The organism is Actinomyces qiguomingii, from assembly GCF_004102025.1.
Classification (GTDB): domain Bacteria; phylum Actinomycetota; class Actinomycetes; order Actinomycetales; family Actinomycetaceae; genus Actinomyces; species Actinomyces qiguomingii.
Genome location: NZ_CP025228.1, coordinates 81,530 through 106,507 on the forward strand (window position 1 = coordinate 81,530; position 24,978 = coordinate 106,507).

Here is a 24,978-nt window from a genome sequence, read left to right on the forward strand (position 1 = left end):
TCAGCTGAAGCCGCAGTTGCAGCCAAAGCCGCAGCCTCCCTGCGCGGCAGCCGGTGCACGCGGCTGACGGGGTGCATCGGTACAGCACGAACTCTACGGCACGCGGGCAAGTTCGATCATGATGCCTTGAGGGACAAACGATCGAACTAGATCAGTACTTGACGTAATGGAACATCCCGCCCTATGCTACCGGCAGGTCTCGTTTGCAATGAAGGGAAGGGGATCCGCTCATGTCAGCCGCAAAGACGCCTTCGCGCGCGTCGCTCAACTCCTCACTCGGCCCGCGTTCCCGCACGCCTCGGGCGGCTCTTTCGGTCCCGGTCACGCGACGCTCATTCGCCAGAGGTGCTGCACTCGCCGTGCCGGCGTTGGCGCTGGCCGCCTGCGCCTCGGGCGGATCCTCCGCCGAAGAGGAGACCGACACGCTCACCTTCTGGCTTTCGGGCGACGCCAATGAGGGAGGCGGATACGCGGCACTTGCCGCCGACTATGAAAAGGAGACCGGCATCCACATTGAGATCGTCGACGTCGCCTACGACGACTTCAACACCAAGCTGGTCAATGCCGCACTGGCCAACGACCTTCCCGACATCGGCCGCATTCCGTCGGTCGACCCGACCTTCTCCGAAGATCTGGTGGACCTGGCCGACGTCGCTTCCGAGCGGGGCATTATGACCAACCTGCTGGTGCCCGATGACGATGGGCGAGTCACCACCCTACCTGCCGCGCTCACCGCAGTGGGGCTGTTCATCAACAAATCCCTGTTCGACCAGGCCGGAGTCGAGTATCCGACTGCGGAGGAGGAGATCTGGACCTGGGAGGAGTTCGTTGAGGCGGTCACGCGGGTCAGGGCGAACACCGGCGCCGCATACGGCCTGGTGATGGACCGCTCATCGCACCGGCTGCGCTCCTTCCTTTACCAGTTCGGCTCCAAGGGCTTCACCGAGGGCGAGGACGGCGCATACACCACGGACGATGCGGCCCGCACCGCCCTGGAATTCTTCGCCGGCATCAACGACGACGCCACCATGCCCAGATCGGTGTGGTTGTCTGAGGACGACCCGTCGGCACTGTTCAAGTCGGGTCGCGTGGCCGCCTACTACTCCGGCGTGTGGCAGCTGGCGGACTTCAACTCAAATATCACCGATTTCGAGTGGGCCTCGGTCTACATGCCGGCTCAACCCACCCGTGCGACCAACCTGGGTACAAACCTGATGGTGGCCTTCTCCGCCAACGGACACGGACAGGCGGCGAAAGACTTCATCTCCTGGACCTACCAGGACGAGCACTACGCGAAGTACTGCAAACTCGCCGGCGCACTGCCCTCCATTGAGGGAGTCGAGGTGGACTACGACTTCGCGCAGGACGCCTTCGACACCTACAACAACGAGATCGCGGCAGCGCCCGACATCGCCGGCTACCAGATCACTTCTCAACTTCAGTGGCAGAACGCCGGCAAGACCATGGACGGAGATCCCCTGCGCGACGAGGTCATCAAGTACCTCAGCGGGGAACAGGACGTCGATGCCACGATCAGCGCCATCGAGACACAGCTGAGCGAGCAGGTGGGCGGGGCGTCCTGACGGTAACCACGGTTGGCGTCAGGATCCCAGGTGAGCTCCGGGGGTGACATGATGAGTGTCCGGCCAGTCAGTCGTGCGGCCTTCGGGACGACGACGAGTCGCTTTCCGGGTGGGCGGACGCCCGGGTTCATGCGGAAACGAAGGTCGCCGGGGACCTACCGGTGGCAGCCCCTGGTCCTCACCGGCGTCATCATCGCCCTGTACGCGGTCTTCTTCATCTGGCCAGCGGCGACGGGCCTGTTCTACTCCTTCACCGACTACCGCGGGCGGGGGAGCTATGAGATCGTGGGCCTGGCCAACTACACGGACCTGTTTGCCGACGAGGATTTCTACGGCGCACTGCTGCGCACCTTCCAGTATGCGATCGTCTCCGTGCCGCTGACATACGCGCTGTCACTGCTGACGGCCGTGTTTCTGACGAGTGAGCGCGTGGTGGGCAAGTCGGTGGCGCGGTTGGTGTTCTTCATGCCCTGGCTGATATCCCCTATTGTGGTCGGGGTCATTTGGCGGTGGCTGTTCGGCGAGAGTTTCGGTCTTATCAATTATCTGATCTCCCGAATGGGCGGAACGGGACCGAAATGGCAGACGGATGCGGACCTGTCACTCATGGTGGTGGTCTTCGCTGGAGCCTGGGCTGGCACTGCATTCTCCATGCTGCTGTTCATTTCCGCCCTGCGCAACGTGCCCCGCAGCCTCAAGGAGGCTGCCGCCTTGGACGGCGCCACCCCGTGGCAGACCTTCTGGCACGTGACCATGCCGTCGATACGGCCGACGTCGTTCATGGTGATTCTGCTGGCCACGCTCGGTGCGATGAAGGAGTTCGCCATGGTTCAGGCAGTCAATGGGGGCGGTCCGGGCACCGCCAACAACCTGATCGTGCAGTACATCTACACCACCGGGTTCTCCCAAGCGAAGATCGGCTACGCATCGGCCGCCTCAATGATCCTCATGGTCATCCTCCTGGTGCTGTCCCTGGCACAGCTGTATGTGAATAACCGCAGGGAGGCGCGATGACAAGCAACGAGCGTTCGGCGAGACCCGCTCCGAAAACGTCCAGAAGACGTGATGCCCGGGCCCGCAGGCCCGGTAGGCGGCGGTCCGAGCAGGAGCTCGCCCACACCCGAAAGTCACCTCTGCTCACCGCAACCATGTGGCTGGTGGCCCTGGTTTACGGATTCCCGGTGCTGTGGTTTCTGCTCTCCTCGTTCAAACCCGGCGGGGAGCTGTTCTCCTTTCCGCTGTCCTTCTTCCCGCGGCAGTGGACGGTTGACGGTTATGCGCAGGCGTGGACGCGATTCGACTTCGCCACCTACTTCAAGAACACCCTCATAGTCGCCTCCACCACGACGGTGCTTACGGTTATCGTATCCGCCGCAACCGGGTACGCGCTGGCCAAATACTCCAATCGCTGGTTGAAGGTGTTGTTCGTGGCCCTGCTCATGACCACCATGCTGCCTACGGAGGTCATACTGTCGCCCACCTTCCTGGTGATCCGTGATCTGGGCCTATACAACCGGCTCGCCGGTCTGGTCATGCCCTCAATCATGACGGCCACGGGCGTGTTCATGTTCCGCCAGTTCTTCATCACGGTTCCCGACGAGCTCCTAGAAGCCGCCAGGATCGATGGTTCCGGGGAGCTGTCAACATTCTTCCGCATAATGGCGCCGCTGTCCCGGCCCACCATGCTCACCTTGGCAATTTTCTCATTCCAATGGCGCTGGAATGACTACATCTGGCCGCTGATCGTGATCTCGGACAAGAACAAGTTCACACTCCAGGTGGCGCTGCGCTCGATTGTAGGTGCGGAGAACATCAACTGGACCGTGCTCCTGGGGGCGTCGATAATCTCCATCGTTCCCCTGCTGATCATCTACCTGGTCTTCCAGCGCAACATCATGGGTGCGGACCTGAGTACAGGAATCAAGGACTGATCCCGCGATGACTCACTTTGCTGAACTCGCAGCCCAGGCGCAGCGGCAGGCGGCGCGCATGCTGAGTGAGCAGGAAGATTTTCTGCGTTCGGCTCCGCCTCACCGCGCACTCGCCCGCCGAATGAAAGTGATGGTGGCGTGTTATTGCGCGCCCGGAGCGCGCGCAGACGGCGACGGCGGGTTGCTTCGCGCCGCGCTCCGGATGGCGCAGGCGCTGGTAGAGGTGCAGGGGCCGACCGGACTGTTCGACGGCGGCAACCTGCAATCCCCTCCCGACACCGCCTTCACCGCCAACGACATGCTCGATACCCTCCTGCTACTCAAGCAACCGCCCACCGCTGAACGCCCGCCCGCCTGCCTTAAGGACGGCGGTAAGACCTGTGAGCCGCTGATCTTTTGTCTGCGGCAAGTGCTTGACGCCTGTTTGGACCGGCTCGATCCGTCCTTGCGCCGCGGCGGTGTGCACACGCCCAACCATCGCTGGGAACTGTGCCAGGCCCTGGCCAAGTTGGAGTCACGCCGCCCGGATCAGGAGCGACGTGCCCGAATCGACCAGTGGCTGGCAGAGGGAATCGATGTGGACCCCGACGGCCAATACTCCGAGCGTTCGGCCAGCTACGCGGCGCATGTGACTAACCGGAGCCTGCTGGTTCTGGCCAGAGAACTCCACCGGCCGGAGCTGGAGGACGTGGTTGTACGCAATCTGGAGGCGGTGGTGGCCATGACCGATCGGGAAGGAAAGGTGGAGACCATTCATTCGCGCCGACAGGACCAGTTCCGCACGGTGCCGCTCAGTCTGTTCCACCACCAGCTGCGCCTGATCAGTGTGACCAGGAACCGCGGCGATCTGGCCTGGTGGTGCGAACGCGCCTGGCGTATGGGCGTAGCGGATCCGGGCGACGAACTCAGCAATGCACTACTTGACCCGCGCAGCACGGCGCCGCTACCCCAGCCGATTGCGCCGGGCGCCGATGAGCGACTATTCACGTCGGGCCTGGCCGTGATGCGCCGTCGGAGCCACTACCTGTGCCTGAACGGCGGTTCGGACTGGCCTTTCCTCAAGAGGACCGTCTCGGGTCTGGCCACAAATCCAACCTTCCTGCACGCCTGGGTGGGGGATGTGGAAATCAGGTCACTGCGACTATCGCGCGACTTCTTCGGCCTGGGTCCCTTCCGGGCGCAGCGGATTAACCCCCTCACAGCCAAGGACACCGCGGGATATCTGCTCAGTGAGGAGACGACGGCGAATTACTACCAGCCGCTGCCGGTTGGGGCGCGTCGCCCGGACGGTGATTACGCCCTGGAGCATGAGGGGCGCTTCGCCGCGGCGATGGCGTTCTCACAGCGAGGGTCAGACACCCTCACCCTGAGCACTGAAGTGACCGTGGTGCCTCGACCAGGTGGCTTCGACCTGACAGTAAGGACCCGGGGACCCCGCACCCGCGTGTGCCTGGAGGTGGCACTGCCGGATCTTCCCGCCGAGGCGGTCACTAGGGTTAAGGAGGGTGTATGGACGCCCGACGCCGATGAGGTGACTTGGGGCAAGGGCGATGGAGCACTGCGGATCACCATGGCGGGAGACGTGTGCTTCACGCCGCCCTTCTACGAGCCCGGCGAGGAGCTGCATCATATCGGCGGAACGGATGCGCTTGGCGGACAGCGTTTATACATATCCGCGCTAGTGCCTGGGGAGATGAGGCTGCGCTTCCGCTCATATTCGTCGCTGGACGCCGACGTCGAGAACTCCGGTGCGAGGCGCATCCGCGACACGGGGTACCTGCTATGACCATCGATTTGACCGGAGCCGACGGATCGACGCTGCTATTCGAGGCGGGAGACACACTCGCGGACACCGCCTCACCGCGCCCCTACCTGCATCCGATCTGCTCTCCCGCGGGCACCGTGCTCACGGAGATCGCCCCGGCCGACCACCCCCACCACATGGGGCTCTCGCTGGCCCTACCCGACGTCAACGGCAGCCACTTCTGGGGTGGAAAGACCTATGTGCCGGGACGGGGATACCTCTGGCACAACAGGCACGGGCGTCAACGGGTGGTTGATGTGAGACCGGACCGGCTGTGTGGGAGGGACGGGGCAGGCAAGACGTTTAGGGGGCGAGGTCTAGAGTGCACAATCGAATGGATCGGCGCCGATGGGGAGAGTCGACTGATTGAGGACCGGTCCATCACGCGGCTGGTATCACCGCCCGGCGGTTCTGGGAGGAAGGCCGTGCTGAGATGGAACAGTGTCATCACGCCGCACCATGATGCGGTTATCTCGTCTCCCGGCGCCCAGGGGCGCGCCGGCGCTGGCTACGGGGGCATCTTCTGGCGTTTCCCGCGCCGGCTGGACTGGGAGGTGTTTTCACCCGAGGCCGCGGGGGAGCGGAGCATCAATGGATCCAGCGCCGAATGGATCGCCATGCGCTCCGCGCCGTCGACCGAGCACCGGTCTGACGCGATTGGACAAGCGGTGACAGTAGTGCTGCGCCAGCGCGGTCCCCGCGTCCCCTGGTTCGTGCGAACCGCGGAGTATCCGGGGGTATGCCCGGCACTGGCATGGTGCGAGCCGCTGCGACTGCCCGCAGGACGCCCCTTCGGTTTTGGACTGGAGGCGCTGATAACGGATGAGGACCTGACTACTGTCACCCGGGTCGAGCGCGCCCTGGCCGAGGTCGGATGGGAACGATGAAACGAGTCCCGACAATCGCCGTCGTCGGGATCCACGGTCACGGCGGCAGACATGTGCGCCACGTACTGGCGCTGCAGGGGCGTGGCTGGGCGCGCCTGGCGGCGACGGTTGACCTCCGGCCGCCCCGAGCGGCGGTCGCGCCCCACTTTGCGACCTTGCGGCGGTGCCTGCAGAGCGTCGACGTGGACGTGGTGGTCATTGCCACCCCCATCAGCACGCATCTCGAGCTCGCCGTCACGGCGCTGAGCGCAGGATGCGATGTGCTGCTGGAGAAGCCTCCTACCGCATCACTGGAGGAATACCGTCGGCTGTTAACGGTGGCCGGCAGCTCCGGGCGCATACTGCAGATTGGTTTTCAGGCACTCGGTTCGGCGGCGGTCCCCCGGCTCCGGCGCGCGTTCGCGGACGGAATGGTCGGCTCCTTGCGTGCGGTGGGGATAGCGGGCTGCTGGAGCCGGCCGGTCTCATACTGGCGGCGTGCGCCTTGGGCGGGCAGACGCACCCTCGACGGGTGCGACGTCGTCGACGGCGTGCTCACCAACCCATTCGCGCACGCCTTCGCCTCGGCCCTGGCGATCCTGGGATGCGGGCGGGCCGACGACGTCGGGCCGATCGTGCTCGATCAGTACCGGGTCAATGACATTGAGGCCGACGACACCTCGGCGGTGCGGATCCAGACCCGGACCGGGGCAGCGGTGACGGCGGCCCTGACGCTGTGTGCTAGGCGTGAGGCGCCGCCGCTGATCACCTTCTACGGCGATAAGGGGGCAGTGGAGTTGGCGTACACCGAGGATCGCGCCCGGCACCTGGATGCGCACGGGAACACGGTGGCGGGCATCGAGTACGGCCGCCGTGATCTGCTGGGCAATCTCCTGGCGGCGCGGCAGGGGGAGGAGGAACTGCTGGTGCCACTGGAATCCGTGAGCGGCTTCATGACGCTGTTGGAGGCCGTGCGTCGCGCTCCGGACCCGCGCCCGATTGCACCCGAGCTGGTTACTTGGAGGGATGAGCCGGTGGCGGATGGAACGGACCGGACGCCGGTGCTGCGCGACGCCACCCGGTGGGTGCACCACTGCGCCTCGACCGGGAGCACGTTCCGCGAGGCCGGGGCGCCGTGGGCGGTATCGTCTCGGGACGATTGACCCGTCGGTTGACTGGGAGGCCGTGCGGCTCTGCTAACCGTGAAGTGGTAAGCCCGGCGCCTTCGCAGAAACGGAGTGCTGGGTGTTTTTAGACTCTCGGTTGTTGTGTGTTTGTCAGGCCGCTTTCTGGGCGGCGGCCTGCAGTAGCTCGCATTCGAACTGGTTGGGCGTGCGGTACCCGATCGGGTTCTTCCGGTTTACGGGTGTGTTCGCCGAGTTCGGTCAATATAACCATCGAGTTCGGTCGATATGACCATCGAGTTCGGTTGGTGGGGTCGGCGGGCCCGGGGGAAGTGTCCAGATTCGGCACGAACGAGGATCTCCCGCCCGGCGCCGCTCACCAGGTCCGCATGGTTCTAACGAGTCTGAGGGCGTGTGCTGGGAGGGGCGGGGTGTTCGTGCCGATTCTGGACGCTTTGGCTCCCAGGCGCCGGCCTGCCGCCCTGGTGTGGTGAGTAGGCCAGGGCCTCTGGTTGCCGATCCGGCCCCCCGTTGTCCGGTCGGCTGGGACGTCTTTGGCGATGAACCGGGCCCGCAGCCCAGTCGGGAGCGCAGACCAGTCCGGCCCAGCCCGGCCCGCTGCCAGGCCGGGCCTGGCTGCCGGCCATGCCGGCGACCTCCGCGGCCTAGGTCTAGGGCATCTTGACCGTTGACCTTGGGTGCACCGGCGTCCAAGGCAACCCCACCGGCCCGAGTCAGCACCCCCGCACCCGGACCACCTGCTTGCCGTTGGACCACCTGGCTGCCGTTGGACCGTCTGAAACGCACTCTCAGACGGTCCAACGGCAGGAACGCGGTCCAAGTACGAGGCCGGCAGCCGACCGGGCCCACACCCACCCACTACACCCTCAAACCGGAAGAGCCTGTCTACTACGCGGGTTCGGTCTCTACTACGCCACTTAGGCCTTTGCTGAAGGGCTCCGGGGCCTTCAACCAACGCCTAAGTGGCGTACTCAACGCCTAAGTGGCGTAGTAGACGGGGGTTACGGGCAGCGATCCCCAGCGCCGACAACGGCCGTACCCACGGGGCGCAGGCCAGGCCTCCGCCCCGGCCTGGCCCCGCGGGTGTCTACTACGCCGGTTCGGCCTCTACTACGCGGGTTCGGTCTCTACTACGCCACTTAGGCCTTTGCTGAAGGGCTCCGGGGCCTTCAATCAACGCCTAACCGGCGTACCCAACGCCTAAGTGGCGTAGTAGACGGGGGCTGCGGGCAGCAATCACCACTGCCGACAACATCCGCAACCACGAATTGCAGGCCAGGCCTCCGCCCTGGCCACCCCCGCGGAGGTATTGCCTGGACCGTGAGTATCTTTGACCGCTCGGCCAGGCCCTGCCGCCTCGCGTCAGCCGAGGTACGGAAGCACCCGCGTCGCGTAATCGGCGGCGACGCGCTCGGCGACCTCGCCGAATGGCCGCGCCCAGATGTCGACATTGAAGATCTCCGTCTCCACCGCCCCGGTATATCCGGCGTCACGGACCCAGCTGGTGATCGTCGCGAAATCGATGTACCCGTCGCCCACATATCCGCGAGAGTTGAGCGTGTCCTCCTTCAACGGAAGCACCCAGTCGCCGACCTGGTAGGCGGCGAGCCGTCCCTCGGCGCCGGCGCGCGCAATCGACTCGGCCAGCCGCGGGTCCCACCACACATGATAGGTGTCCACCACCACGCCCACCTCGTGCGCGGAGAAGGGAGCCGCAATATCCAGCGCCTGCCCGAGTGTGGAGACAACACCGCGGTCCGCGCAGAAGATCGGGTGCATCGGCTCCAGTACCAGGCGCACGCCACGTTCCCGGGCGTAGGGGACGAGTTCGGCCAGGCGCTGGCCGACCCGGTCTCGTGCAGCACGTAGGTCGCGCTCCGGCTGCCCGGTGTCGAGGGCAGCGCTCATACCAGGCTTCGGATTGGCCGGCAGCCCACCGACCACCAGGATCAGCTCGCAGGCGCCGATGGCGGCCGCCTCGTCGATGGCGCGGCGATTGTCATCAACCGCCGCCCGGGCGTGTTCGGCGTCGCTGCCGGTGAAGAAGCCGCCCCGGCACAACGACGAAACCTCCAAGCCCGCCTCGCGGACAATGCGTCCCGCCTCCTCGGTGCCGACCTCCTGCACCCGATCGCGCCACAGCCCGACGGCGCCGTAGCCCGCCGCCGCCGCGGCATCCACGGCCTGCGCGAGGTTGGCGTGCTTAATGGTGGCGGTGTTGAGGGAGCATCGGGAGAGAGTGAAGTTACTTCGAGTGATCACACGCCTGGCCTCATCGCTTGGAAGGATCGCTAACGATCAGTATAGTAACTCTTAGAACATTCGCGTGGCTGCCTTCGGCGCCCCGGCTCCCGGCACATCCCGAAGTAGGCCCACGGTGACCGCATTAACGCGAGATCCGCACGATCACAGGAGATCCCATGCGCGAGGCCATCGCCTATCCACCCCCAAGGACCCCCGTTGCCATGGTCACCGGGGGCAGCCGCGGGATCGGCCGCAGCATTACCGAGGAACTGCTGCGCAGCGGCTATGCGGTCTCGCTTCTGGCCACCCGCCCGGAGCCCACCGACACCTTGCAGGAGTTGCGCACCCTTCCTGGGGGCTCCGGTCGGGTCACCTACATCCGGGGAGGCGTTGACGACCTCGACGTCGGCCCCCGGTACCTTGCTGCCACTTTGGAGCGCTTCGGCCGGGTCGACCTCCTGGTCAACAATGCGGGTATTGCCCCGCAAGTGCGGGCAGACCTGCTTGAGGCCACCCCCGCCTCCTTCGACCGCGTTCTCAGCGTCAACCTGCGCGGCCCGTACTTCCTCACCCAGCTGGTCGCCCGGGAGATGATCTCCCAGCGCGACCGCGACCTCGCCGCCGTCGGCATCGACGTCTCCAACGGTCTGCCATTACTGGACCGCCCCGCCGCCACCATTATCAATGTCTCCTCCATATCGGCGGACACGGTCTCGACCAACCGCGGCGAGTACTGCGTCTCCAAGGCCGGCGTGCACATGGCCACCCTTCTGTATGCCGCCCGCCTCGCCGGTGAGGGAATCGTCGTCTACGAGGTGCGCCCCGGCGTGATCGCCACCGACATGACCGCCGGTGTCAAAGACCGCTATGACGACCTCTTCGCCGCGGGCATCTCACCGATGCCCCGCTGGGGTCGGCCCGACGACGTCGGTCGCACCGTCGCCATGCTCGCCTGCGGACATGCTCCCTACTCCACGGGGGATGTTATCCACGTCGACGGCGGCATGCACATCCCGCGTTTATGAATGTCCACCCAACATGGATTTGGCTAAGGAGGCAGTCATGCCGGGGCGGTCAACCATTCGCATTGACGGCAGTGAGGTGCCCGTACTGTCCGCCAACACCGTCGTCGTCGGCACCGGGGCGGCCGGTTATTGCGCCGCGGACCGGCTGGTGCAGTACGGGCAGCGGGATGTGCTGATCATCTCCGACCGGATCACCACCGGCTCCTCCCGCAACGCCGGCTCGGACAAGCAGACCTACTACAAGCTCACCCTGGGCGGCGCGACCGGTGACTCCGTGGCCGAGATGGCGCAGACTCTCTTCGACGGCGGCGCCATGGATGGCGATAACGCCCTGGTGGAGGCGGCTGGGTCCGTTCAGGCGTTCATGCACCTGGTCGATCTGGGCGTCGCCTTCCCCCGCAACCGCTACGGCGAGTTCATCGGCTACCAGACTGACCACGACCCGCGGCAGCGCGCCACCAGCGCGGGCCCGTACACCTCGCGGACCATGGTGGAGCGTCTGGAAGCCAAGGTTGGGCGGGACGGCACGCGCGTGGTTGAGAATCTGCGCGTTATCGACGTACTTGCCGTCGACGGCGAGGCGGTGGGGCTGGCGTGCCTGCGTCGTCGGGTTACGCAGGCAGAAGCGGCCGCGGGTGCCTCCCGCTTCCTGCTGGTGCGTGCCCGGTCAATTGTCTACGCCACCGGCGGCCCGGCCGGCATGTACGCCCGCAGTGTGTTCCCGCATGGCCAGTGGGGCGCTTCCGGCGCCGCATTCAGAGCCGGAGCCACCGGCAAGAACCTGACCGAATGGCAATTCGGCCTCGCCTCCATCGCGCCGCGCTGGAACGTCTCCGGCAGCTACATGCAGGTGCTCCCCACTTTCATATCCACCGACACCGACGGCGATGACGAGCGGGAGTTCCTCACCGAAGCGATCCCCGACCATAAACGCCTGCTGTCATTGACCTTCCTCAAGGGCTACCAGTGGCCCTTCGACATCCGCAAGGCCCGCGGCGGCTCCTGTCTAATCGACCTGCTCGTGTACCGCGAGACCGTGCTGCGGGGCCGGCGCGTCTTCCTTGACTTCACCCGCAACCCCGGCGGCATCCCGCTAGACTCCGACGCCCTGGAACCGCCGGCCCGCGACTATCTGGGGCGGGCCGGAGCCCTGTTCGGCACTCCGGTCGAGCGGCTGCTTGCCATGAACCGCCCCGCCTACCAGCTGTACCGTGAGAAGAATCCGGCCATCGATTTGGCGCGGGATCGCCTGGAGATCGACGTATGCGTGCAGCACAACAACGGCGGCCTCGCCGTCGACCACTGGTGGCACTCGCCCTCACTAACCGGGTTCTTCCCCGTCGGCGAGGCGGCGGGCACACATGGCGTTTACCGGCCCGGCGGTGCCGCCCTCAACTCCACCCAGGTGGGTGCGATGCGCGCCGCCCAGTGGATAGCCGCCCGTCGCCGGGGAGATCCGATGGACATGACGGAGTTCGCCGTCGTCGCCACCCCGGCGGTCATCGGGGCGCGCACGCTGCTGGCCGACGCCGGGACGCGAGCGGCGGAGGAGCCCGACAACACCGGCGACCTGCTCACCGCCACCCAGGGCATTATGAGTGAGCGGGCCGGCCTGGTCCGCTCGACGCAGGGCGTGAGCGAGGCCCTGGAGCGGATACACGAGATGCTGACCGGCCTTGCCGACCGGGTGGTGGTGGATACCGCCTCCCGCCGCAGCGTGGATCGGCTCTTCCTGCTGCGGGACATCTTGACCAGCCAATTCGTCTACCTGACGGCCATGGACGACTACCTCCGGCGTGGCGGGCGCTCCCGCGGCTCGGTGCTCTACACCGATGCCGCCGGCTCGCTGCCACAACCTGGCCTGCCCGAATCCATGCGCTTCCAGTCCGACGACGGGGCGTTGGACGCACAGGTGCAGGAAGTCACGCTCGGGCGTGGGACGGACGGCGGTCCGACGGTGGAGGCGACCTGGCGCCCACGCCGCCCGATCCCAGACACGGGTGACGACTTCTTCGAGAATATCTGGCGGGATTTCCGTGACGACGGCGGAGTGCGCTGATGGGCCGACGGTCCACAGCGGCGGGGCTGGGACGGTGGGGCTGGGACGGCGGGGCTGAGGCGGTGGGGCTGGGACGGCGGGGAGAGCGGCCTCCATGGAGCCGGGGCGACTGGTTCAGAAGGTGAGTGGCGGGACTGACAATTTGCGTCCGGTGTTGGTCGACTCCTGGCCCAGGGCGGCCAGCTGCACGCCGCGCGCCGCCGAATCTGGCCCGTAGCGGTGCGGCCTGCCGGTGGCGACGTCCCGCAGGAACTCTTCCCATTGGGCGCGGAAGCCGTTTGCCGGAGCGCCGTCGTCGGGAACCTCGATCCACTGACTCATGAAGTCGAGGTCTGCGGGGACGTCGGGGTCCCAGCTCGCCCGCGGGGTGTTGGCGCGCTGCTGGGACTCGCAGTGGAACAGTCCGGCAACGGCCGAGCCGTGGGTGCCGTCCACCTGGAACTCCACCAGCTCCCGGCGATGCACACGCACCGCCCAGGAGGAGTTGAGCTGGGCGATCACAGTCTCGCCGGTAGGTGTCTCGACCTCGAAGACCGCGTAGGCGGCGTCGTCCGCCGTGGCGGGATAGGCCTGGCCCTGCTCATCCCAACGGGTGGGAATGTGGGTGACGGCCTGGGAGTAGACGCTTTTGACGGAGCCGAGGATGCTCTCCAGGACGTAGCTCCAGTGGCAGAACATGTCCACCATCATTCCGCCGCCGTCCTGCTTGCGGTAGTTCCAAGAGGGGCGCTGACCGGGGCGGACGTCGCCCTCGAACACCCAGTAGCCGAATTCGCCGCGCAGGGACAGGATCCGGCCGAAGAATCCCTCGTCCACCAGGCGGCGCAGCTTGATCAGACCGGGCAGGTACAGCTTGTCGTGTACCACGCCGACGGTCAGATTTGTGGCGGCGGCGCGGCTGGCAAGGTCGACCGCCTGCTGCAGGGTCGCGGCGGTCGGTTTCTCGGTGTAGATGTGCTTGCCGGCGTCGAAGGCGGCGGCAAGGGCCGCGTATCTGCGTGAGGTGGTCTGGGCGTCGAAGTAGACGTCGACTCCTGGGTCGCAGATGATCGCGTCCTGGTCGGTGGTCCAGCGCTCGATGCCGTGGCGGGCGGCGATCTCCTTGAGCCTGCTGGCGTTGCGGCCCACCAGGATCGGTTCCACCTGCAGGCGGGAGCCGTCTTCGAGGAGCAGACCGCCGCCGTCGCGGAGCGGCAGGACTGAACGAATCAGGTGCTGCCGGTAGCCCATGCGGCCGGTGATGCCGTTCATGGCGATGGTTAGGGTCCGGGACATCGTTGTCGCTCCTACCTGGTGACGGCTGCAGGCAGCCAAGAACGCTGGTGAACGATCCTGGCGTAAACTGAACGATAGCGAACCTAGTGAACAGTTTCAATCGGTGTTGGCATGGTCGACCTGACTCCATTCATTCGGCGGCCTGTCCCGGCACGCCTGAACGTCAAGCGCACTTGAAAGACGTAACCGGCGGGGCCTGGGCGCGATAGGCGCCGAGGTGCGCACACAACCGTATGTACGGCGGCTCTCCTTCTTTCGTACATGGTTGCGAGCAAATGCCCCTCGGAAGGGAGGAGGCGATACAGCTCGTTGGGAGGTGACTTGGTGCCCAAACCGTTCGCGAAGCTTATTCCTGTCATCGAGAACCCGCCAGGGCGGCGCTGCGGTCGGCTCCGTTCTAGCCACAAAGGAGTGACCATGATCGAATCCTCAGGCCTAAACGGTCGGCCGTGCCGACTGGTGAAACAGCATGATGCCGATGGTTGGCCGAGCGAGAACCTTCGCTCCAACGATCCGAACTCCCGGGACGGCGGTTGTGTGCGCTCGGTGCTGATCGGAGTGACCGATGTACGTCAGTGACCTCAAGGAGCCCAGCCCCGCAGGGCTCCGCCGCGCGCGCAGGCTCCAGTCCCCCTGCGGCCTGGTTTCACGTTCCTTCCGACTGCCCAACGGTGAGACCGAGCCACCATTTGCGATCTACACGGCCGCCCTCGACAACCCATCGGCGGTGCTGTCCACCCAGCGCAACTGGAGTCACTCCAATGCCCAAGGCAACTTCGACGGCGCCGGTGGCGCGATCGACCCCGTGCGGGCTAGGGACATCTCCATCGTTGAATCCCTAGAACGCTACTCCTCGTGCACTTGGGACGAGGCCGCGCTGATCATGGCAACGCAGGCGGAACTGGGCGATGCCGCTGTGGGGCCGGACAGGTTCCCCCGCTGCTCCGAGCGTGAACTCGCCGCTGACACGGCCACCCTTGTTGAGTACGACCCCCGTCTCCCCATCCGCTGGCAGCGCGCCTGGTCGCTGACCCGAGGCAGGGAGGTATTCGTTCCCGCGAACCTCGTCTACCTGCGCTTCCCCGTTCACTCGCAGGCGGAGCTGTTCACCCACCCGATCTCCACTGGAACGGCTGCGCACAGTGACATACATGAGGCTGTTCTCGGTGGTCTGCTTGAGGTAGTTGAACGCGACTCGATCTCCCTGACGTGGCTACAACGGCTGCACCTACCGAGCATCGAGGTCGATGAGGCGCTCCTACGTCCCGCCACGCGCGAGTACCACTGCATGGGGACGTCCTCGGACATCAAGGTCCGGCTGTTCAATGCGACCACGGACTACGGCATCCCCGTCATCTACGGGATCCAACTCAGCCAGGACCCGGTGCTGGCCCAGGTGGTGGCCGCTACCTGTGACCTTGATCCTGAGCGGGCTCTGGCGAAGATCCACCGAGAGTTCTCCTCGCTGAGGATCGCCCTGCGAGCCCATGCCGCCAGTCCCGACCCCTTTGCGATGTTGGGGATCTCGGTTGTCGGAGGCGCCGTCCTGCATGCCCAGGCCTCGCATCGAGGAGTCTTCGACTTTCTCCTCGAAGGAAGCCGTCCAACGGTGCCGCTCCATGAGATTGGACAGACACCCGACCCTCAGGAGGACCCGCTGTCCTGGGCGGTCGATCGGCTAGCGCAGCGGGGCGCCGAGGTGATCGCGGTTGACATCACCACCGATGAGGCGCGTCAGGTCGGCATGCACGTCGTGAAGGTCCTCGTGCCGGAGGCGATGCCGCTGTCCTTCGTCCACTCGGCGCGCTACCTCGCCACACCCCGGCTGTATGCCGCGCCGGCCGCCATGGGCTTGGAAGTCCATGGCGAGGAGGACATCAACCCCGATTTCCAGCCCTTCGCCTGACGACGGGCAGCCACGGACACCACTGCCGACTAGGAGAACCTATGCTCATCACTCTTCCTGACGAGACCCTCGTCATATACGCCGGAGAATTCGGCCGGAGGGTTGTCGACCTACTCGACACCTCCCAGGCACGACTCCACCACGCGACCGGGCCGGTCTACACCGCATCGCTTCCTTACGCATCGCGGATAGTCTCCGTGTGGTCCGGGCACCGCCCCGAGGATAGGGATCGCATCGACTCAGTCGCGTTCGCCCGGGCGGTCCCCGCCGTCGGTGTCGAACTCCTACCGACATCCCTGGAGTGCGGCCCGGTGGTCGTCCCAGGGCGCACCGCCTGCTACGGATGCTACCGGCGGCGCCTTCGCCAGCACCAGGAACGTACCGTCTCGCTCATGCGGGCCGGCGCGGAACTTCCGGCGGGCTTCAGCGGAGGTGAGGTGGCTATTGCTGCCGGCTTCATCGGCCAGGCCCTTTCCGACATGGACCGGCGCGATGCCGCAACTGCCCTGGGTGGCGAGGTGAGGGTATTCGACCTGGTTCGGGGCGATCTCCACAAGTACGAGACGGTCGCCGTCGACCGGTGCGAACGCTGCGGCTCGCGCTACGACCGACTTCGTCACCCCACGGCCGCGATTGAGAACCTGGTCTGAGGAAGAGGAGAATCATCATGGCCGCATCGATTTCCGCCGAGATTATCGGCACTGCCGCCCGCTACGACCAACAGTTCCAGGTCCCCGACCTGCCCGTGGTCCGGCTGGGTGTGGCGATCGTGGAGAACGAGGACGGCGCCACCCTGTGCGGCGTCCCCAAACCCCAGATTCTGTCGGGCGAGTTCGCCCGCACCCACCTGTCCGAGTTGCTCGCCAAGTGCGACGGCAGTCGGTCCCACGCCCAGCTCGCCGAGGAACTCTCGCTGAGTGAAGACGCCGTCTTCAAAGCAGTGGCCTTCCTGTGGTCCTGCGGCGCCATTGAGGACCAGGCGGCGGCCATACCGCAGGGGGAGGTCCCGGAGGAACTCGCGACGCTGCTGTCCCGCATGGGTGACTGCACCGGGGTTGCGCGTCACTGGACCGAGGGCCTGGAGGGGTTCCGGGCAACCCGCGTCGCCATCGCCGGGGACCAGCGCGGGGTGGGCGCGCTGGCGGACCTGCTGAGCGCTTCATCCTGCGTCGTCGTGGACGCCCCCAACGACGCCGGCCTGATGATCTTCGTCGACACCCCGGAGTCGCACCCCCACGTCAGCGAATGGGGTTTGCGGGCCTGGGAGGGCGGGATCCCGTTCCTCAGGGTGGCCCTGCGTAAGGACTTCTTCCAGGTCGGCCCCTACATCGATCCGGAGTTCACCCCGTGCATCGACTGCGCCCTCGCTGGCCTTCCGGCTCCGGGAGATGAGCCTGCCGACGCAGCCGCCACGGTCATGGGCCTCGGAATCGCCTGCCACACCGTGGTCGCCCTGCTCTCCCGCTGCATGGTGACCCACCTGCCGATCGACACCAGGGTCATGAGTACGGCCACCTTCCGTGCCCTGCACGCACCCGCGGCTACCCGGGCAGCCTGCCCGATCTGCGGCGACGCGGAGGGGCCCGTGGCCGACGTGCCTGGGCTCGCCGCCCGCTACGAGCAGTCGGTGGCCATCCCGCCCCGCGAGTTCGTGGACATCAAGGGGCACCAGGCCCACTACAAGCCTTCGAACCTTAAACTGCAGTTCGAATTCCGCAAGTACTCGGGAACAGACACGGTGGTCCTGCCCGAGCGACGGCCCGAGCTCCTGGACGGGTCGGGAGCGGGACTCAACCTCGAGACGCTCGGCCTGATCCTGAACTACGCCGCGGGTCTGCGCCCGCAGGCCGAGCAGGGCGGCAAGCTGCGCCGCTGGACGGCCGCTGGCGGCAATATCGGCTCCGTCGGGGCACGGGTAGTCGTCAACGACCCGGACATCCTCCCTGTGGGCACCTACGCCTACAGCGAGTCCGAGCACACGCTGGTCAGGCTCGGCGAGGCCGCTCCGGGACTCGATGCCCCGGTCGCCCTGATTCTTACGGCCAATGTCGGCAAGGTGGCGAGGAAGTACGGGTCATTCGCTCTGCGGGTGTCCATCCAGGACGGCGGCTGCTCCGCCATGACCGCGCGCAGGGTCAGCCAGGCCCTCGCCATCCCCTGGCAACCCGTAGCCCGGTGGGACGAACGCGCCCTGTGCGCAGCCTGCCACGCCGACCCCAATCTGGAGCCCATCACCACCGTGACCTACCTGGGAGAAACCCATGCGCACTGAGTTCACCCTAATGCAGAAGACAATCGCGGGCTTCTCCACCGGGACCCCCACGGCCGACGGCCGCGGACGGGAACGTACACTCCGGGGATTCCCCCAGGAACGGCCAGTCCCGCTACCTGAATCCGTCGACCCGGGGCTCAGCCTGCGGGAGACCCTCGACCGGCGTTCCTCCTCACTGACCTACAGCACCGACGGCCTGTTCCTCGCCGAGCGGCTGGCATCCCTGCGGGAGGCGCTGCGCCGGGATCGGGAGGACTGGGGGGAGGCCGCCGAGGCGGTCCCGCTCGAAGGTTTCGTCTTCGCCCTGCGCTGCATCGACCTGGCCCCCGGTGTCTACCGGGTAGACGCCGACGGTGCCGCATACATCGCCCAGCCGCCTCCCCCCGAGCACTGGGAGGACTTCGGGGTCCAGAAGGAATTCGCCAGGGCCGGCGCGATCGTCTCGGTCGCCACGGACCTCGACCGAGCGGACTCCTGGGGAGGGGCGCATGGCTACCGCATAGCCATGGCCCGGGCCTCCGCCGTCGTCTACGACTTCCACCTGGACTGCACGGGCCACGGGCTCGTCGGAACGGTATTCGCCGGTTTCATCCCCGCCTCCGTGCGTCACCTACTGAAGTCCGACGGCGCCTCGCGCCATCAGATGTTCGCCGTGACGGTCGCCCCACCGCCCGACGGCGCATGAGACTCCCCGGACGACCCGGGGTACACAACGGACCCATACCTAGAAAGGAGGTGAAACAGATGGATAACGGCATTGACCTCATCGGTGACGACATCGAGCTCGAGACCCTCGCAGACGGGAGCGCCCTGGGCTGCTTCGCCTCGGCTTCCTCGGCGAGCACCGCCTCGTGCCCGCTCACCTCGGCGTCCTCCGTTACGACGGCGTCCAGCTATGGGTGAAGCGCTTCGCTTCGCTACACCAACCACATCAGAACCATCTCTCAAGAAAGCGAGAACATCATGAACAGCGGCATCATCGACTTGCTCGCCCAGGAGATCGACCAGGATGTCGAGAGCTTGCCCGAGGGAAATGCCCTGGGTACGACTTCCTCGCTGGGGTCAGCGAGCACCTCCGCGTGCCCGGCTACCTCGGCGTCGACCGTCTCCTCATGGGGTTGCCTCGGCTGACCCGGAAAGTAGGAACACCATGACTGACAACGTCGATCTCTCATCCCTGGACGCCACTGACATGGAAGTCCTTCCCGAGGGCAATGCGCTCGGCTGTTTCAGCACCACCACTTCCACCTCTACCGCCTCGTGCCCCGCGTCTACTGCTGGGTGCGCCTCCACCTGGGCCTGCCTCGGCTGACCCGGAAAGCAGGAACATCATGAATGACGATGTCGATCTCTCGGCCCTGGACTCCGCCGACATGGAAGTCCTGCCCGACGGCAACGCGCTGGGGTGCACCTTCTCCGCCTCCAGCGCCTCGACGGGCTCCTGCCCGGCCAGCACCTCGGCCACAGTCGGCACGGCCTCCACGCTGGGCTGACACCACCTTCGTGCGGCGGGCGGGCAGCGCCAGCGCCGCTCGCCCGCCGCACGAGCCGAACCCCTTGGAGTCCCCCATGACCACCACTACCAGCTCACCACCCGCCCCCATGCTCCGCGATGGTGTGGAGAAGATCGTGGGTATGGACGGGCTGCCGCTCCTCCACGACACCGCCGACGGCACCTACCACCGCGTGGGTGATGTCGCCTCGGCAATGATCGATCTCTTCGACGGGCACCGCACCCCCGAGCAGATCGCCTCCGCGGTGAATGCGCAGAAGGTGACGCCGGTCCTGGTCCGAGCCGCCCACGTGGACGCTCTCACCCGCGGCCTGGCCGATCAGCAGCTCCTGGTCGGAGGAACCCCCGGCAGGCGCCGCCGCACCGGTCTGGACCGGATGATGCCCCGCTTCATCATCAGCAGGGGCTTCGCCCGGATCCTGGCGCCCGTCGTCGAGATCATCCGCCCCCTGTACCGCCGCGGCCCTCTCACCGCCGCCGTCCTAGTGGCGCTGGTCGGTTACGTCGTCGGCCTCGCCCGGGTCATCACGGTGGGGGCACACTCGGCGTCCGGTGCAACACCGCTCCAGCTCTCCATTGCCGCACTCATCGCTCTGCCCATCCAACTGCTCGCCATCCTGATGCACGAGTCGTGGCACGGGATCGTGTGCGGGGTGCACGGGCAGCCTGCGCGCGGCCTGGGAGTCGCAATGCTGTTCTGGGTGGTGCCCGTGGCCTACGTCGACCGCACGGATGCCTACCGCATTCGTGAGCGGGGTCCGCGGGTGGCGATCGCCCTGGCGGGGATGGTCAACGACGGCTGGATCATGGGGGCGACGACCATCGTGGCATCGGTGTCCACCGGTACCACCCGTCTCGTGGCCACCACGCTCATGGGCTACCAGCTTGTTCTCCTGGTGGCCAACCTCAACCCCCTGGCGCCGTCGGACACCGTCAGTGCTCTGGAGGCGGCGACCGGGGAGATCGACCTGCGAGGGCGCTCGCGGACCCTGCTCGTCTCCACGATAAGGCGGCGTCGACTCCCGGGCTATCTGACCGCCCTTCCGGCGCCCAGGCGGATCGCCTACATGACCTATGGAGTCCTGTCCTACCTCTTCGCCGCCTGGGTCGTCTTGTTCGTGGTTTGGAGCTTCTGGCGCTCCATTGCGACGGTTGTGCAGGGGGTTCCCTCATGAACAATACCGTGACTGCTTCGCGCGCGGGGGTCAGCCCCACCGTATTCGCCCGGATGGGCGGGCTGCCCGCTGATGCGGTGCCGGGAGCCTCAACCGCGGTCACCGACTGCCTGGACCGGCTCCACGACGTCGAGGAGCGCCTGGAGGCACTCACGCAGCCGCTCATCGATCAGATCTTTGAGCTGGTGCCGGACATTGAGGACAGCAAGGTCCGGCGACTCGTCCTCCAAGCCAAGCGTGAGGTCTTCGCCAGACAGGCCGTGGCCGGCCGGGCCGAGCGGGCACTGCGCGCGGTGGCCCCGTCCGGACTCCTGGCCGCCTTCGAGGAGTGGCGCGAGCAGATCGACCGGCGCGATGCCCTCGACGCCTCGCTCAGCGAGGCCCTGGCGGCCGACGACGCCGAGATGCTTCAGGCCCTGGATCGCACAGTGAGCGATCCCGGGTACCTGGCCAGTCTGGCGCTGGCCACCCCCGAACTCGTCGCCCGTCTTCTGGATCGTCGGCCCGCCAAGGCCCTCTCTGAGCGCCTAGTGCGCAGCCTGTACAACTACGCCACCCGCACCGCGCTCAAGACCAGCCCATTCTCGGGCCTGACCACGGTCAACATCGCCGGTGCCGACGGGCGGGGCCGCTCCACACGGACCGTGGCCGTCCACCTGGCCTCCGGGCTGCTCCGCCGGGCGGCGCACGACGGTGCCCTCCACCCCGGACTCGTTCTCGAGTCCTCGCCGATGGGGAACCTCCCGGCCGAGGAGCACGACAGGCTGGTCATGCTCGCGCAATACGTGCACCAGGACGGCATCATCTTCCGCGAGGAACTCGTAACCGGGGCCGATTGGGCTCCTACCGACTACCCCGACACCTTCGTACCGGGCGTCGCCACCGATCGGGTGCGCCGTCACCTTGACGCCGGGGCCCTGCGCGAGCGCGTGCCCTGGAGCCGTGGGGAGGCCCCACTGGCGGCCATGAGCTCGGTATTCCCTGAGGGGATAGACGGCGTCAGTGCGGACGACATGCTCGGGGCCGGGGCGACGGGACGGGACTGTAAGACCGCAGACGCCGCCGTTCGCGTGCGGTCCATGCAGAGACTAACGGAGTTCTCCTCCCGGGTCTTCTGTCACGGTGAACTGGGCCGACGCCCCGGAGGCCTCCTGTATGAGGACCGGGAGGCCCCGTGGCCGGTTCCGGACGTGCTATCGGCACCCGGCTTCCGCGAGGACCTTGAGGACCTCTCGGAACTCATGTCCCCGTGGATCTTCCGGTCCTACGCCTACGACCTCATGGTTGAGCGCTTCGTCGCCCGCTACGGCGTCGGTGGTCGGTGCGACTCCCCGCTGTCCTTCTGTATGGCCCTGGCGGTCGACAACGATGGTGACCGCGAGCTCTCGGCTGCCTTCATCAGGAACCAACGAGCCGACGTCGAACAGGCCGCGGCCCGTTCGAGGCTGGCCTGCGGCGCCACCGCCGCCCCGCGCCACCTGGGCGTCATGCTCCAACCCGTGGCCTCGAGCTGGGAAGACCTGAGCGGTGACGAACACCTGATGGTCCTGAACAACACGGGCAGCGGTATCGGCGCCTACCAGGCCCGGTTCCACCGCCTGTTCGGGGAAACCTTCCGTCAGGATCTCGAGGCCGAGATCAGCGGCCTGTGGCACGGCTGCAAGGTGCTGGAGCTAACCGCCTGGGCCGACTGCAACACCGGCCAGGCCATGTGTACGGGTGTACTGCCCGAACTCCAGCTGCCCGGCGAACCGAAGTCGCCGCGCGGCGTCCCCCTGGAATCGCTCAGCCTGATCCACGACCCCGCGACCGACTCCCTGGAGCTGTGGGACGACGACGGGCCGGTCGGCCTGGCCTACCTGGGGCTCACTCCGCAGCACCTGCTAAACACCTACCTGCACTGGGTGGCCCTCCTGGCCGACCCCTGGGTCCGCTTCCCCCCGCACACCGAGGCCTACGCGGCACTGACGTCGGGATACAAGCGCCTCGCGGAGGGTGCGATTGAGCACGAACCGAGGCGGATGGCGGGTAGGCGACTGGTCACACGCCGCGAGTCCTGGCTGCTGAGCGCACCGACGCTGCTCGACGCCGTCCGTGACGGGGAGGGCCTATCGGTCCGGCGCATTGACGAGTTGCGCCGTCGGCAGCACATGCCCCGACAGGTCTTCATTCAGCAGCTAGCCGCCGGGGGCGGAACCACCAACGACCGTCGCAAGCCCCAGTTCGTCGATCTGGCCTCGCGCACCTCGCTGTCCTCGCTGAGCCACTGGCTAGATTCGGGCGCGAACATGGTGAGGATCACGGAGGCCCTCCCCGGCGCGGGGGAACACCCCTACCACGATCCGGCCGGGCGTCCTCGCGTCAGTGAACTCGCCGTCTCACTGCGCTGGCCCAGGCAGGAGGAACAATGAACTCGCAGAATCGTGACTGGCTCTACGTCAAGATCTACTCCGGAGATGGAGACGACGTCGGCGCGCTGCTGCCCGCAGTACTCGAGTGGAAGGCCTCCCTGAACGGCGTGGACCGCTGGCACTTCCTGCGCTACATGGACCACTCCGGCCACCACCTGCGGGTGAGATTGCGGGGACACGTCGAAGACGTGGATGACTGGTACTGCAAGCTGCCCCGCCTCGAACAGCTCGCCCGGCGCGAGTCCGGTCGGACAATGACCCGGATCATTCGCGATCCCATGGCCGAGCGCGCAGGCCACCGCAGCGGTGTGTGCGTCTGCCTCTACTCTCCCGAGTTCGCCAAGTACGGCGGTCCCGAGGGCATGGAGGACGCGGAGGTACTCTTCGAGAAGAGTTCCCAGGCCTGCGCGGACAACCGGGTATGGGCCTGGACTCCTACGGATCGACTCATGGCGGCCATTGACTACATCGGTGCCGTGGAAAGCGAGGGGGGCTTCAAGCCGGGAGCCCTGTCCGGTCGGATTGCGGACCGGTGGGCCAACCGACTCCGCTATGGCGGGCTCGAACCGGACAAGCTCCGCCAAAGGGCTCCCAACCTCAATGAACGCCTGCGCGTCCGCGCCCGGCCGCCCGCCGACTGGAGCGAGTTGGTGCAGCTAACCAGCAGGGTTCTGGCGGAGCGCTCGGCCGCCGCTCCTGACTTTCCGCTCGACCTCATACATATGCACATCAATAGGATTGGACTGAACCCGCTCGAGGAGTGCCTGGCGGCACATCTCTGTGAAACATCATCACCCACCACCGAAGGAGACACCTGCCATGACCGCCCAGAGCCCCGCGCTTGAGCTGCGGGATATTCGCAAGCGCTACAACACCCCCGGAGGGGCCATCGACGCACTCGCGGGTATGACGCTGACCGCCGAGCAGCACAAGATCCACGCCTTCCTCGGCCCCAACGGTGCCGGGAAGAGCACCTCTCTGGAGATGACGGTCGGCCTGCGCACCCCAGACTCGGGCATCGTGCGCACCCTGGGCCTTGACCCGCGCACCGCACGGGACGAGCTCAGCCGCCGCGTCGCCATCCAGCCGCAGGAGGCCAAGGTCTTCCAATACCTGCGCGTCGGCGAACTGCTGGACCTGTGGTCCTCCTTCTACGATCATCCCCGGCCTGCCGACGAGATCCTCGACTCCCTCGAGCTGGCGAAGTACGTCGAGCGCCAGGTGACCAAGCTCTCGGGGGGCACGCTCCAGCGTCTCAACGTCGCCCTGGCGATGGTCTCCGACCCCGAACTGCTCATTCTCGACGAGCCCTCCACCGGCTTGGACCCGCGGGCACGGGAACGACTGTGGTCGGTCCTCGGCAGCTGGAGGGACCGCGGCACGACGATCGTCCTGTCCACACACTCCATGGAGGAGGCCACCGCATTGGCGGACTCCGTGTTCATCGTGGACCGCGGCAAGTGCGTCAGCTCCGGGACCCCCAAGGAGCTGATCGCCTCCTTCGCCGGAGGGCCGGCAGTCGTCTTCCGCCTGTCAGGGGACCTGTCAGAGGAGAACGCCTCCCGGCTGCGGTCCCTCGGGGAGCTCACAGTCAACCCGGACCGCTCCGCCGCTCTCAAGACGGCGCGGACCGATGAGGCGCTCGCCCTCCTGTCCCAGACCCCCGGATGCTACGACCTCAGCATCCGTCAGCCCACGCTAGGCGACGCCTACCTGGCCGCCACCGGCACCGAACTGACCGCCACTACGACACCCGAGGAAGACTGACC

General features: G+C 66.6%; 22 protein-coding genes. 20 read left to right on the forward strand and 2 right to left on the reverse strand.

The genetic code is table 11. The annotated features are described in order from the left end of the window. Nucleotides 1–230 precede the first annotated feature (230 nt). From CWT10_RS00350 to CWT10_RS00375, 6 genes are all read left to right on the forward strand, one after another. Nucleotides 231–1,583 (forward strand): ABC transporter substrate-binding protein, encoded by a 1,353-nt coding sequence (locus CWT10_RS00350; RefSeq protein ID WP_103062477.1) that lies wholly within the window; start codon nucleotides 231–233, stop codon nucleotides 1,581–1,583. A gap of 129 nt (nucleotides 1,584–1,712) precedes the next feature. Further along, nucleotides 1,713–2,597, forward strand: a complete 885-nt coding sequence (locus tag CWT10_RS00355; RefSeq protein WP_103062476.1) for a carbohydrate ABC transporter permease — start codon at nucleotides 1,713–1,715, stop codon at nucleotides 2,595–2,597. Continuing rightward, complete coding sequence (locus tag CWT10_RS00360) at nucleotides 2,594–3,514, forward strand: carbohydrate ABC transporter permease (protein ID WP_103062475.1); 921 nt, start codon at nucleotides 2,594–2,596, stop codon at nucleotides 3,512–3,514. Before CWT10_RS00355 ends, CWT10_RS00360 begins: the two co-directional genes overlap by 4 nt. A 7-nt stretch (nucleotides 3,515–3,521) precedes the next feature. After that, entirely contained in the window at nucleotides 3,522–5,300 is a 1,779-nt protein-coding gene (locus CWT10_RS00365) for a hypothetical protein (RefSeq protein WP_128683171.1), read from the forward strand. Then, nucleotides 5,297–6,205 carry a DUF6807 family protein gene (locus CWT10_RS00370; protein ID WP_103062473.1) on the forward strand — a complete coding sequence of 303 codons (909 nt, stop codon included), beginning with the start codon at nucleotides 5,297–5,299 and terminating at the stop codon, nucleotides 6,203–6,205. The genes CWT10_RS00365 and CWT10_RS00370 overlap by 4 nt, the downstream gene beginning before the upstream one ends. Then, complete coding sequence (locus CWT10_RS00375; RefSeq protein WP_158247609.1) at nucleotides 6,202–7,347, forward strand: Gfo/Idh/MocA family protein; 1,146 nt, start codon at nucleotides 6,202–6,204, stop codon at nucleotides 7,345–7,347. Before CWT10_RS00370 ends, CWT10_RS00375 begins: the two co-directional genes overlap by 4 nt. A gap of 1,344 nt (nucleotides 7,348–8,691) precedes the next feature. Here the strand turns inward: CWT10_RS00375 and CWT10_RS00380 are convergent. Continuing rightward, nucleotides 8,692–9,591, reverse strand: coding sequence for a sugar phosphate isomerase/epimerase family protein (locus CWT10_RS00380; protein WP_218937323.1), 900 nt, complete (start codon nucleotides 9,589–9,591; stop codon nucleotides 8,692–8,694). 158 nt (nucleotides 9,592–9,749) lie between these two features. Between CWT10_RS00380 and CWT10_RS00385 the strand changes: the two genes are divergently transcribed. Both CWT10_RS00385 and CWT10_RS00390 read left to right on the forward strand, forming a co-directional pair. After that, the gene (locus CWT10_RS00385; RefSeq protein WP_103062471.1) at nucleotides 9,750–10,598 is read left to right on the forward strand and encodes a 3-ketoacyl-ACP reductase; all 849 of its coding nucleotides are present in this window, start codon (nucleotides 9,750–9,752) and stop codon (nucleotides 10,596–10,598) included. A gap of 37 nt (nucleotides 10,599–10,635) precedes the next feature. Next, nucleotides 10,636–12,657 (forward strand): FAD-binding protein, encoded by a 2,022-nt coding sequence (locus CWT10_RS00390; RefSeq protein WP_103062470.1) that lies wholly within the window; start codon nucleotides 10,636–10,638, stop codon nucleotides 12,655–12,657. A gap of 114 nt (nucleotides 12,658–12,771) precedes the next feature. Here CWT10_RS00390 and CWT10_RS00395 read toward each other — a convergent pair whose 3' ends face one another. Beyond that, nucleotides 12,772–13,932, reverse strand: a complete 1,161-nt coding sequence (locus CWT10_RS00395; protein WP_103062469.1) for a Gfo/Idh/MocA family protein — start codon at nucleotides 13,930–13,932, stop codon at nucleotides 12,772–12,774. 565 nt (nucleotides 13,933–14,497) lie between these two features. Here CWT10_RS00395 and CWT10_RS00400 point away from each other — a divergent pair. The 12 genes from CWT10_RS00400 (at nucleotide 14,498) to CWT10_RS00455 (ending at nucleotide 24,976) form a co-directional block, all read left to right on the forward strand. Continuing rightward, nucleotides 14,498–15,838, forward strand: a complete 1,341-nt coding sequence (locus CWT10_RS00400) for a YcaO-like family protein (RefSeq protein ID WP_103062468.1) — start codon at nucleotides 14,498–14,500, stop codon at nucleotides 15,836–15,838. A 41-nt stretch (nucleotides 15,839–15,879) separates the two neighbouring features. Next, nucleotides 15,880–16,488 carry a TOMM precursor leader peptide-binding protein gene (locus CWT10_RS00405; RefSeq protein ID WP_103062467.1) on the forward strand — a complete coding sequence of 203 codons (609 nt, stop codon included), beginning with the start codon at nucleotides 15,880–15,882 and terminating at the stop codon, nucleotides 16,486–16,488. Between the two features lie 17 nt (nucleotides 16,489–16,505). After that, the gene (locus CWT10_RS00410; protein ID WP_103062466.1) at nucleotides 16,506–18,110 is read left to right on the forward strand and encodes a hypothetical protein; all 1,605 of its coding nucleotides are present in this window, start codon (nucleotides 16,506–16,508) and stop codon (nucleotides 18,108–18,110) included. Beyond that, a complete protein-coding gene (locus tag CWT10_RS00415) occupies nucleotides 18,100–18,795 on the forward strand; it encodes a nitroreductase family protein (RefSeq protein WP_103062465.1) in 696 nt (231 codons plus the stop codon). Before CWT10_RS00410 ends, CWT10_RS00415 begins: the two co-directional genes overlap by 11 nt. Nucleotides 18,796–18,854: 59 nt before the next feature. Continuing rightward, nucleotides 18,855–19,013, forward strand: coding sequence for a thiocillin family RiPP (locus CWT10_RS00420; RefSeq protein WP_103062464.1), 159 nt, complete (start codon nucleotides 18,855–18,857; stop codon nucleotides 19,011–19,013). A 60-nt stretch (nucleotides 19,014–19,073) separates the two neighbouring features. Next, nucleotides 19,074–19,241, forward strand: a complete 168-nt coding sequence (locus CWT10_RS00425) for a thiocillin family RiPP (protein WP_103062463.1) — start codon at nucleotides 19,074–19,076, stop codon at nucleotides 19,239–19,241. A gap of 19 nt (nucleotides 19,242–19,260) precedes the next feature. Continuing rightward, the gene (locus CWT10_RS00430) at nucleotides 19,261–19,422 is read left to right on the forward strand and encodes a thiocillin family RiPP (RefSeq protein ID WP_103062462.1); all 162 of its coding nucleotides are present in this window, start codon (nucleotides 19,261–19,263) and stop codon (nucleotides 19,420–19,422) included. A gap of 19 nt (nucleotides 19,423–19,441) precedes the next feature. Beyond that, nucleotides 19,442–19,603: a thiocillin family RiPP gene (locus CWT10_RS00435; protein ID WP_128683172.1), complete on the forward strand. Its 162-nt coding sequence runs from the start codon at nucleotides 19,442–19,444 to the stop codon at nucleotides 19,601–19,603. A 76-nt stretch (nucleotides 19,604–19,679) separates the two neighbouring features. Continuing rightward, nucleotides 19,680–20,798: a hypothetical protein gene (locus CWT10_RS00440; RefSeq protein WP_103062461.1), complete on the forward strand. Its 1,119-nt coding sequence runs from the start codon at nucleotides 19,680–19,682 to the stop codon at nucleotides 20,796–20,798. Beyond that, nucleotides 20,795–23,209: a hypothetical protein gene (locus tag CWT10_RS00445; RefSeq protein WP_128683173.1), complete on the forward strand. Its 2,415-nt coding sequence runs from the start codon at nucleotides 20,795–20,797 to the stop codon at nucleotides 23,207–23,209. Before CWT10_RS00440 ends, CWT10_RS00445 begins: the two co-directional genes overlap by 4 nt. Then, nucleotides 23,206–24,054: a thiopeptide-type bacteriocin biosynthesis protein gene (locus tag CWT10_RS00450; protein WP_103062459.1), complete on the forward strand. Its 849-nt coding sequence runs from the start codon at nucleotides 23,206–23,208 to the stop codon at nucleotides 24,052–24,054. The genes CWT10_RS00445 and CWT10_RS00450 overlap by 4 nt, the downstream gene beginning before the upstream one ends. Next, entirely contained in the window at nucleotides 24,029–24,976 is a 948-nt protein-coding gene (locus CWT10_RS00455; protein WP_103062458.1) for an ABC transporter ATP-binding protein, read from the forward strand. Before CWT10_RS00450 ends, CWT10_RS00455 begins: the two co-directional genes overlap by 26 nt. The last annotated feature ends 2 nt before the right edge of the window (nucleotides 24,977–24,978 follow it).

Coding starts and splice junctions, on each gene's coding strand:
- CWT10_RS00350 (WP_103062477.1), top strand. CDS start 231: ATGTCAGCCGCAAAGACGCCTTCGCGCGCGTCGCTCAACTCCTCACTC.
- CWT10_RS00355 (WP_103062476.1), top strand. CDS start 1,713: ATGCGGAAACGAAGGTCGCCGGGGACCTACCGGTGGCAGCCCCTGGTC.
- CWT10_RS00360 (WP_103062475.1), top strand. CDS start 2,594: ATGACAAGCAACGAGCGTTCGGCGAGACCCGCTCCGAAAACGTCCAGA.
- CWT10_RS00365 (WP_128683171.1), top strand. CDS start 3,522: ATGACTCACTTTGCTGAACTCGCAGCCCAGGCGCAGCGGCAGGCGGCG.
- CWT10_RS00370 (WP_103062473.1), top strand. CDS start 5,297: ATGACCATCGATTTGACCGGAGCCGACGGATCGACGCTGCTATTCGAG.
- CWT10_RS00375 (WP_158247609.1), top strand. CDS start 6,202: ATGAAACGAGTCCCGACAATCGCCGTCGTCGGGATCCACGGTCACGGC.
- CWT10_RS00385 (WP_103062471.1), top strand. CDS start 9,750: ATGCGCGAGGCCATCGCCTATCCACCCCCAAGGACCCCCGTTGCCATG.
- CWT10_RS00390 (WP_103062470.1), top strand. CDS start 10,636: ATGCCGGGGCGGTCAACCATTCGCATTGACGGCAGTGAGGTGCCCGTA.
- CWT10_RS00395 (WP_103062469.1), bottom strand. CDS start 13,932: ATGTCCCGGACCCTAACCATCGCCATGAACGGCATCACCGGCCGCATG.
- CWT10_RS00400 (WP_103062468.1), top strand. CDS start 14,498: ATGTACGTCAGTGACCTCAAGGAGCCCAGCCCCGCAGGGCTCCGCCGC.
- CWT10_RS00405 (WP_103062467.1), top strand. CDS start 15,880: ATGCTCATCACTCTTCCTGACGAGACCCTCGTCATATACGCCGGAGAA.
- CWT10_RS00410 (WP_103062466.1), top strand. CDS start 16,506: ATGGCCGCATCGATTTCCGCCGAGATTATCGGCACTGCCGCCCGCTAC.
- CWT10_RS00415 (WP_103062465.1), top strand. CDS start 18,100: ATGCGCACTGAGTTCACCCTAATGCAGAAGACAATCGCGGGCTTCTCC.
- CWT10_RS00420 (WP_103062464.1), top strand. CDS start 18,855: ATGGATAACGGCATTGACCTCATCGGTGACGACATCGAGCTCGAGACC.
- CWT10_RS00425 (WP_103062463.1), top strand. CDS start 19,074: ATGAACAGCGGCATCATCGACTTGCTCGCCCAGGAGATCGACCAGGAT.
- CWT10_RS00430 (WP_103062462.1), top strand. CDS start 19,261: ATGACTGACAACGTCGATCTCTCATCCCTGGACGCCACTGACATGGAA.
- CWT10_RS00435 (WP_128683172.1), top strand. CDS start 19,442: ATGAATGACGATGTCGATCTCTCGGCCCTGGACTCCGCCGACATGGAA.
- CWT10_RS00440 (WP_103062461.1), top strand. CDS start 19,680: ATGACCACCACTACCAGCTCACCACCCGCCCCCATGCTCCGCGATGGT.
- CWT10_RS00445 (WP_128683173.1), top strand. CDS start 20,795: ATGAACAATACCGTGACTGCTTCGCGCGCGGGGGTCAGCCCCACCGTA.
- CWT10_RS00450 (WP_103062459.1), top strand. CDS start 23,206: ATGAACTCGCAGAATCGTGACTGGCTCTACGTCAAGATCTACTCCGGA.
- CWT10_RS00455 (WP_103062458.1), top strand. CDS start 24,029: ATGACCGCCCAGAGCCCCGCGCTTGAGCTGCGGGATATTCGCAAGCGC.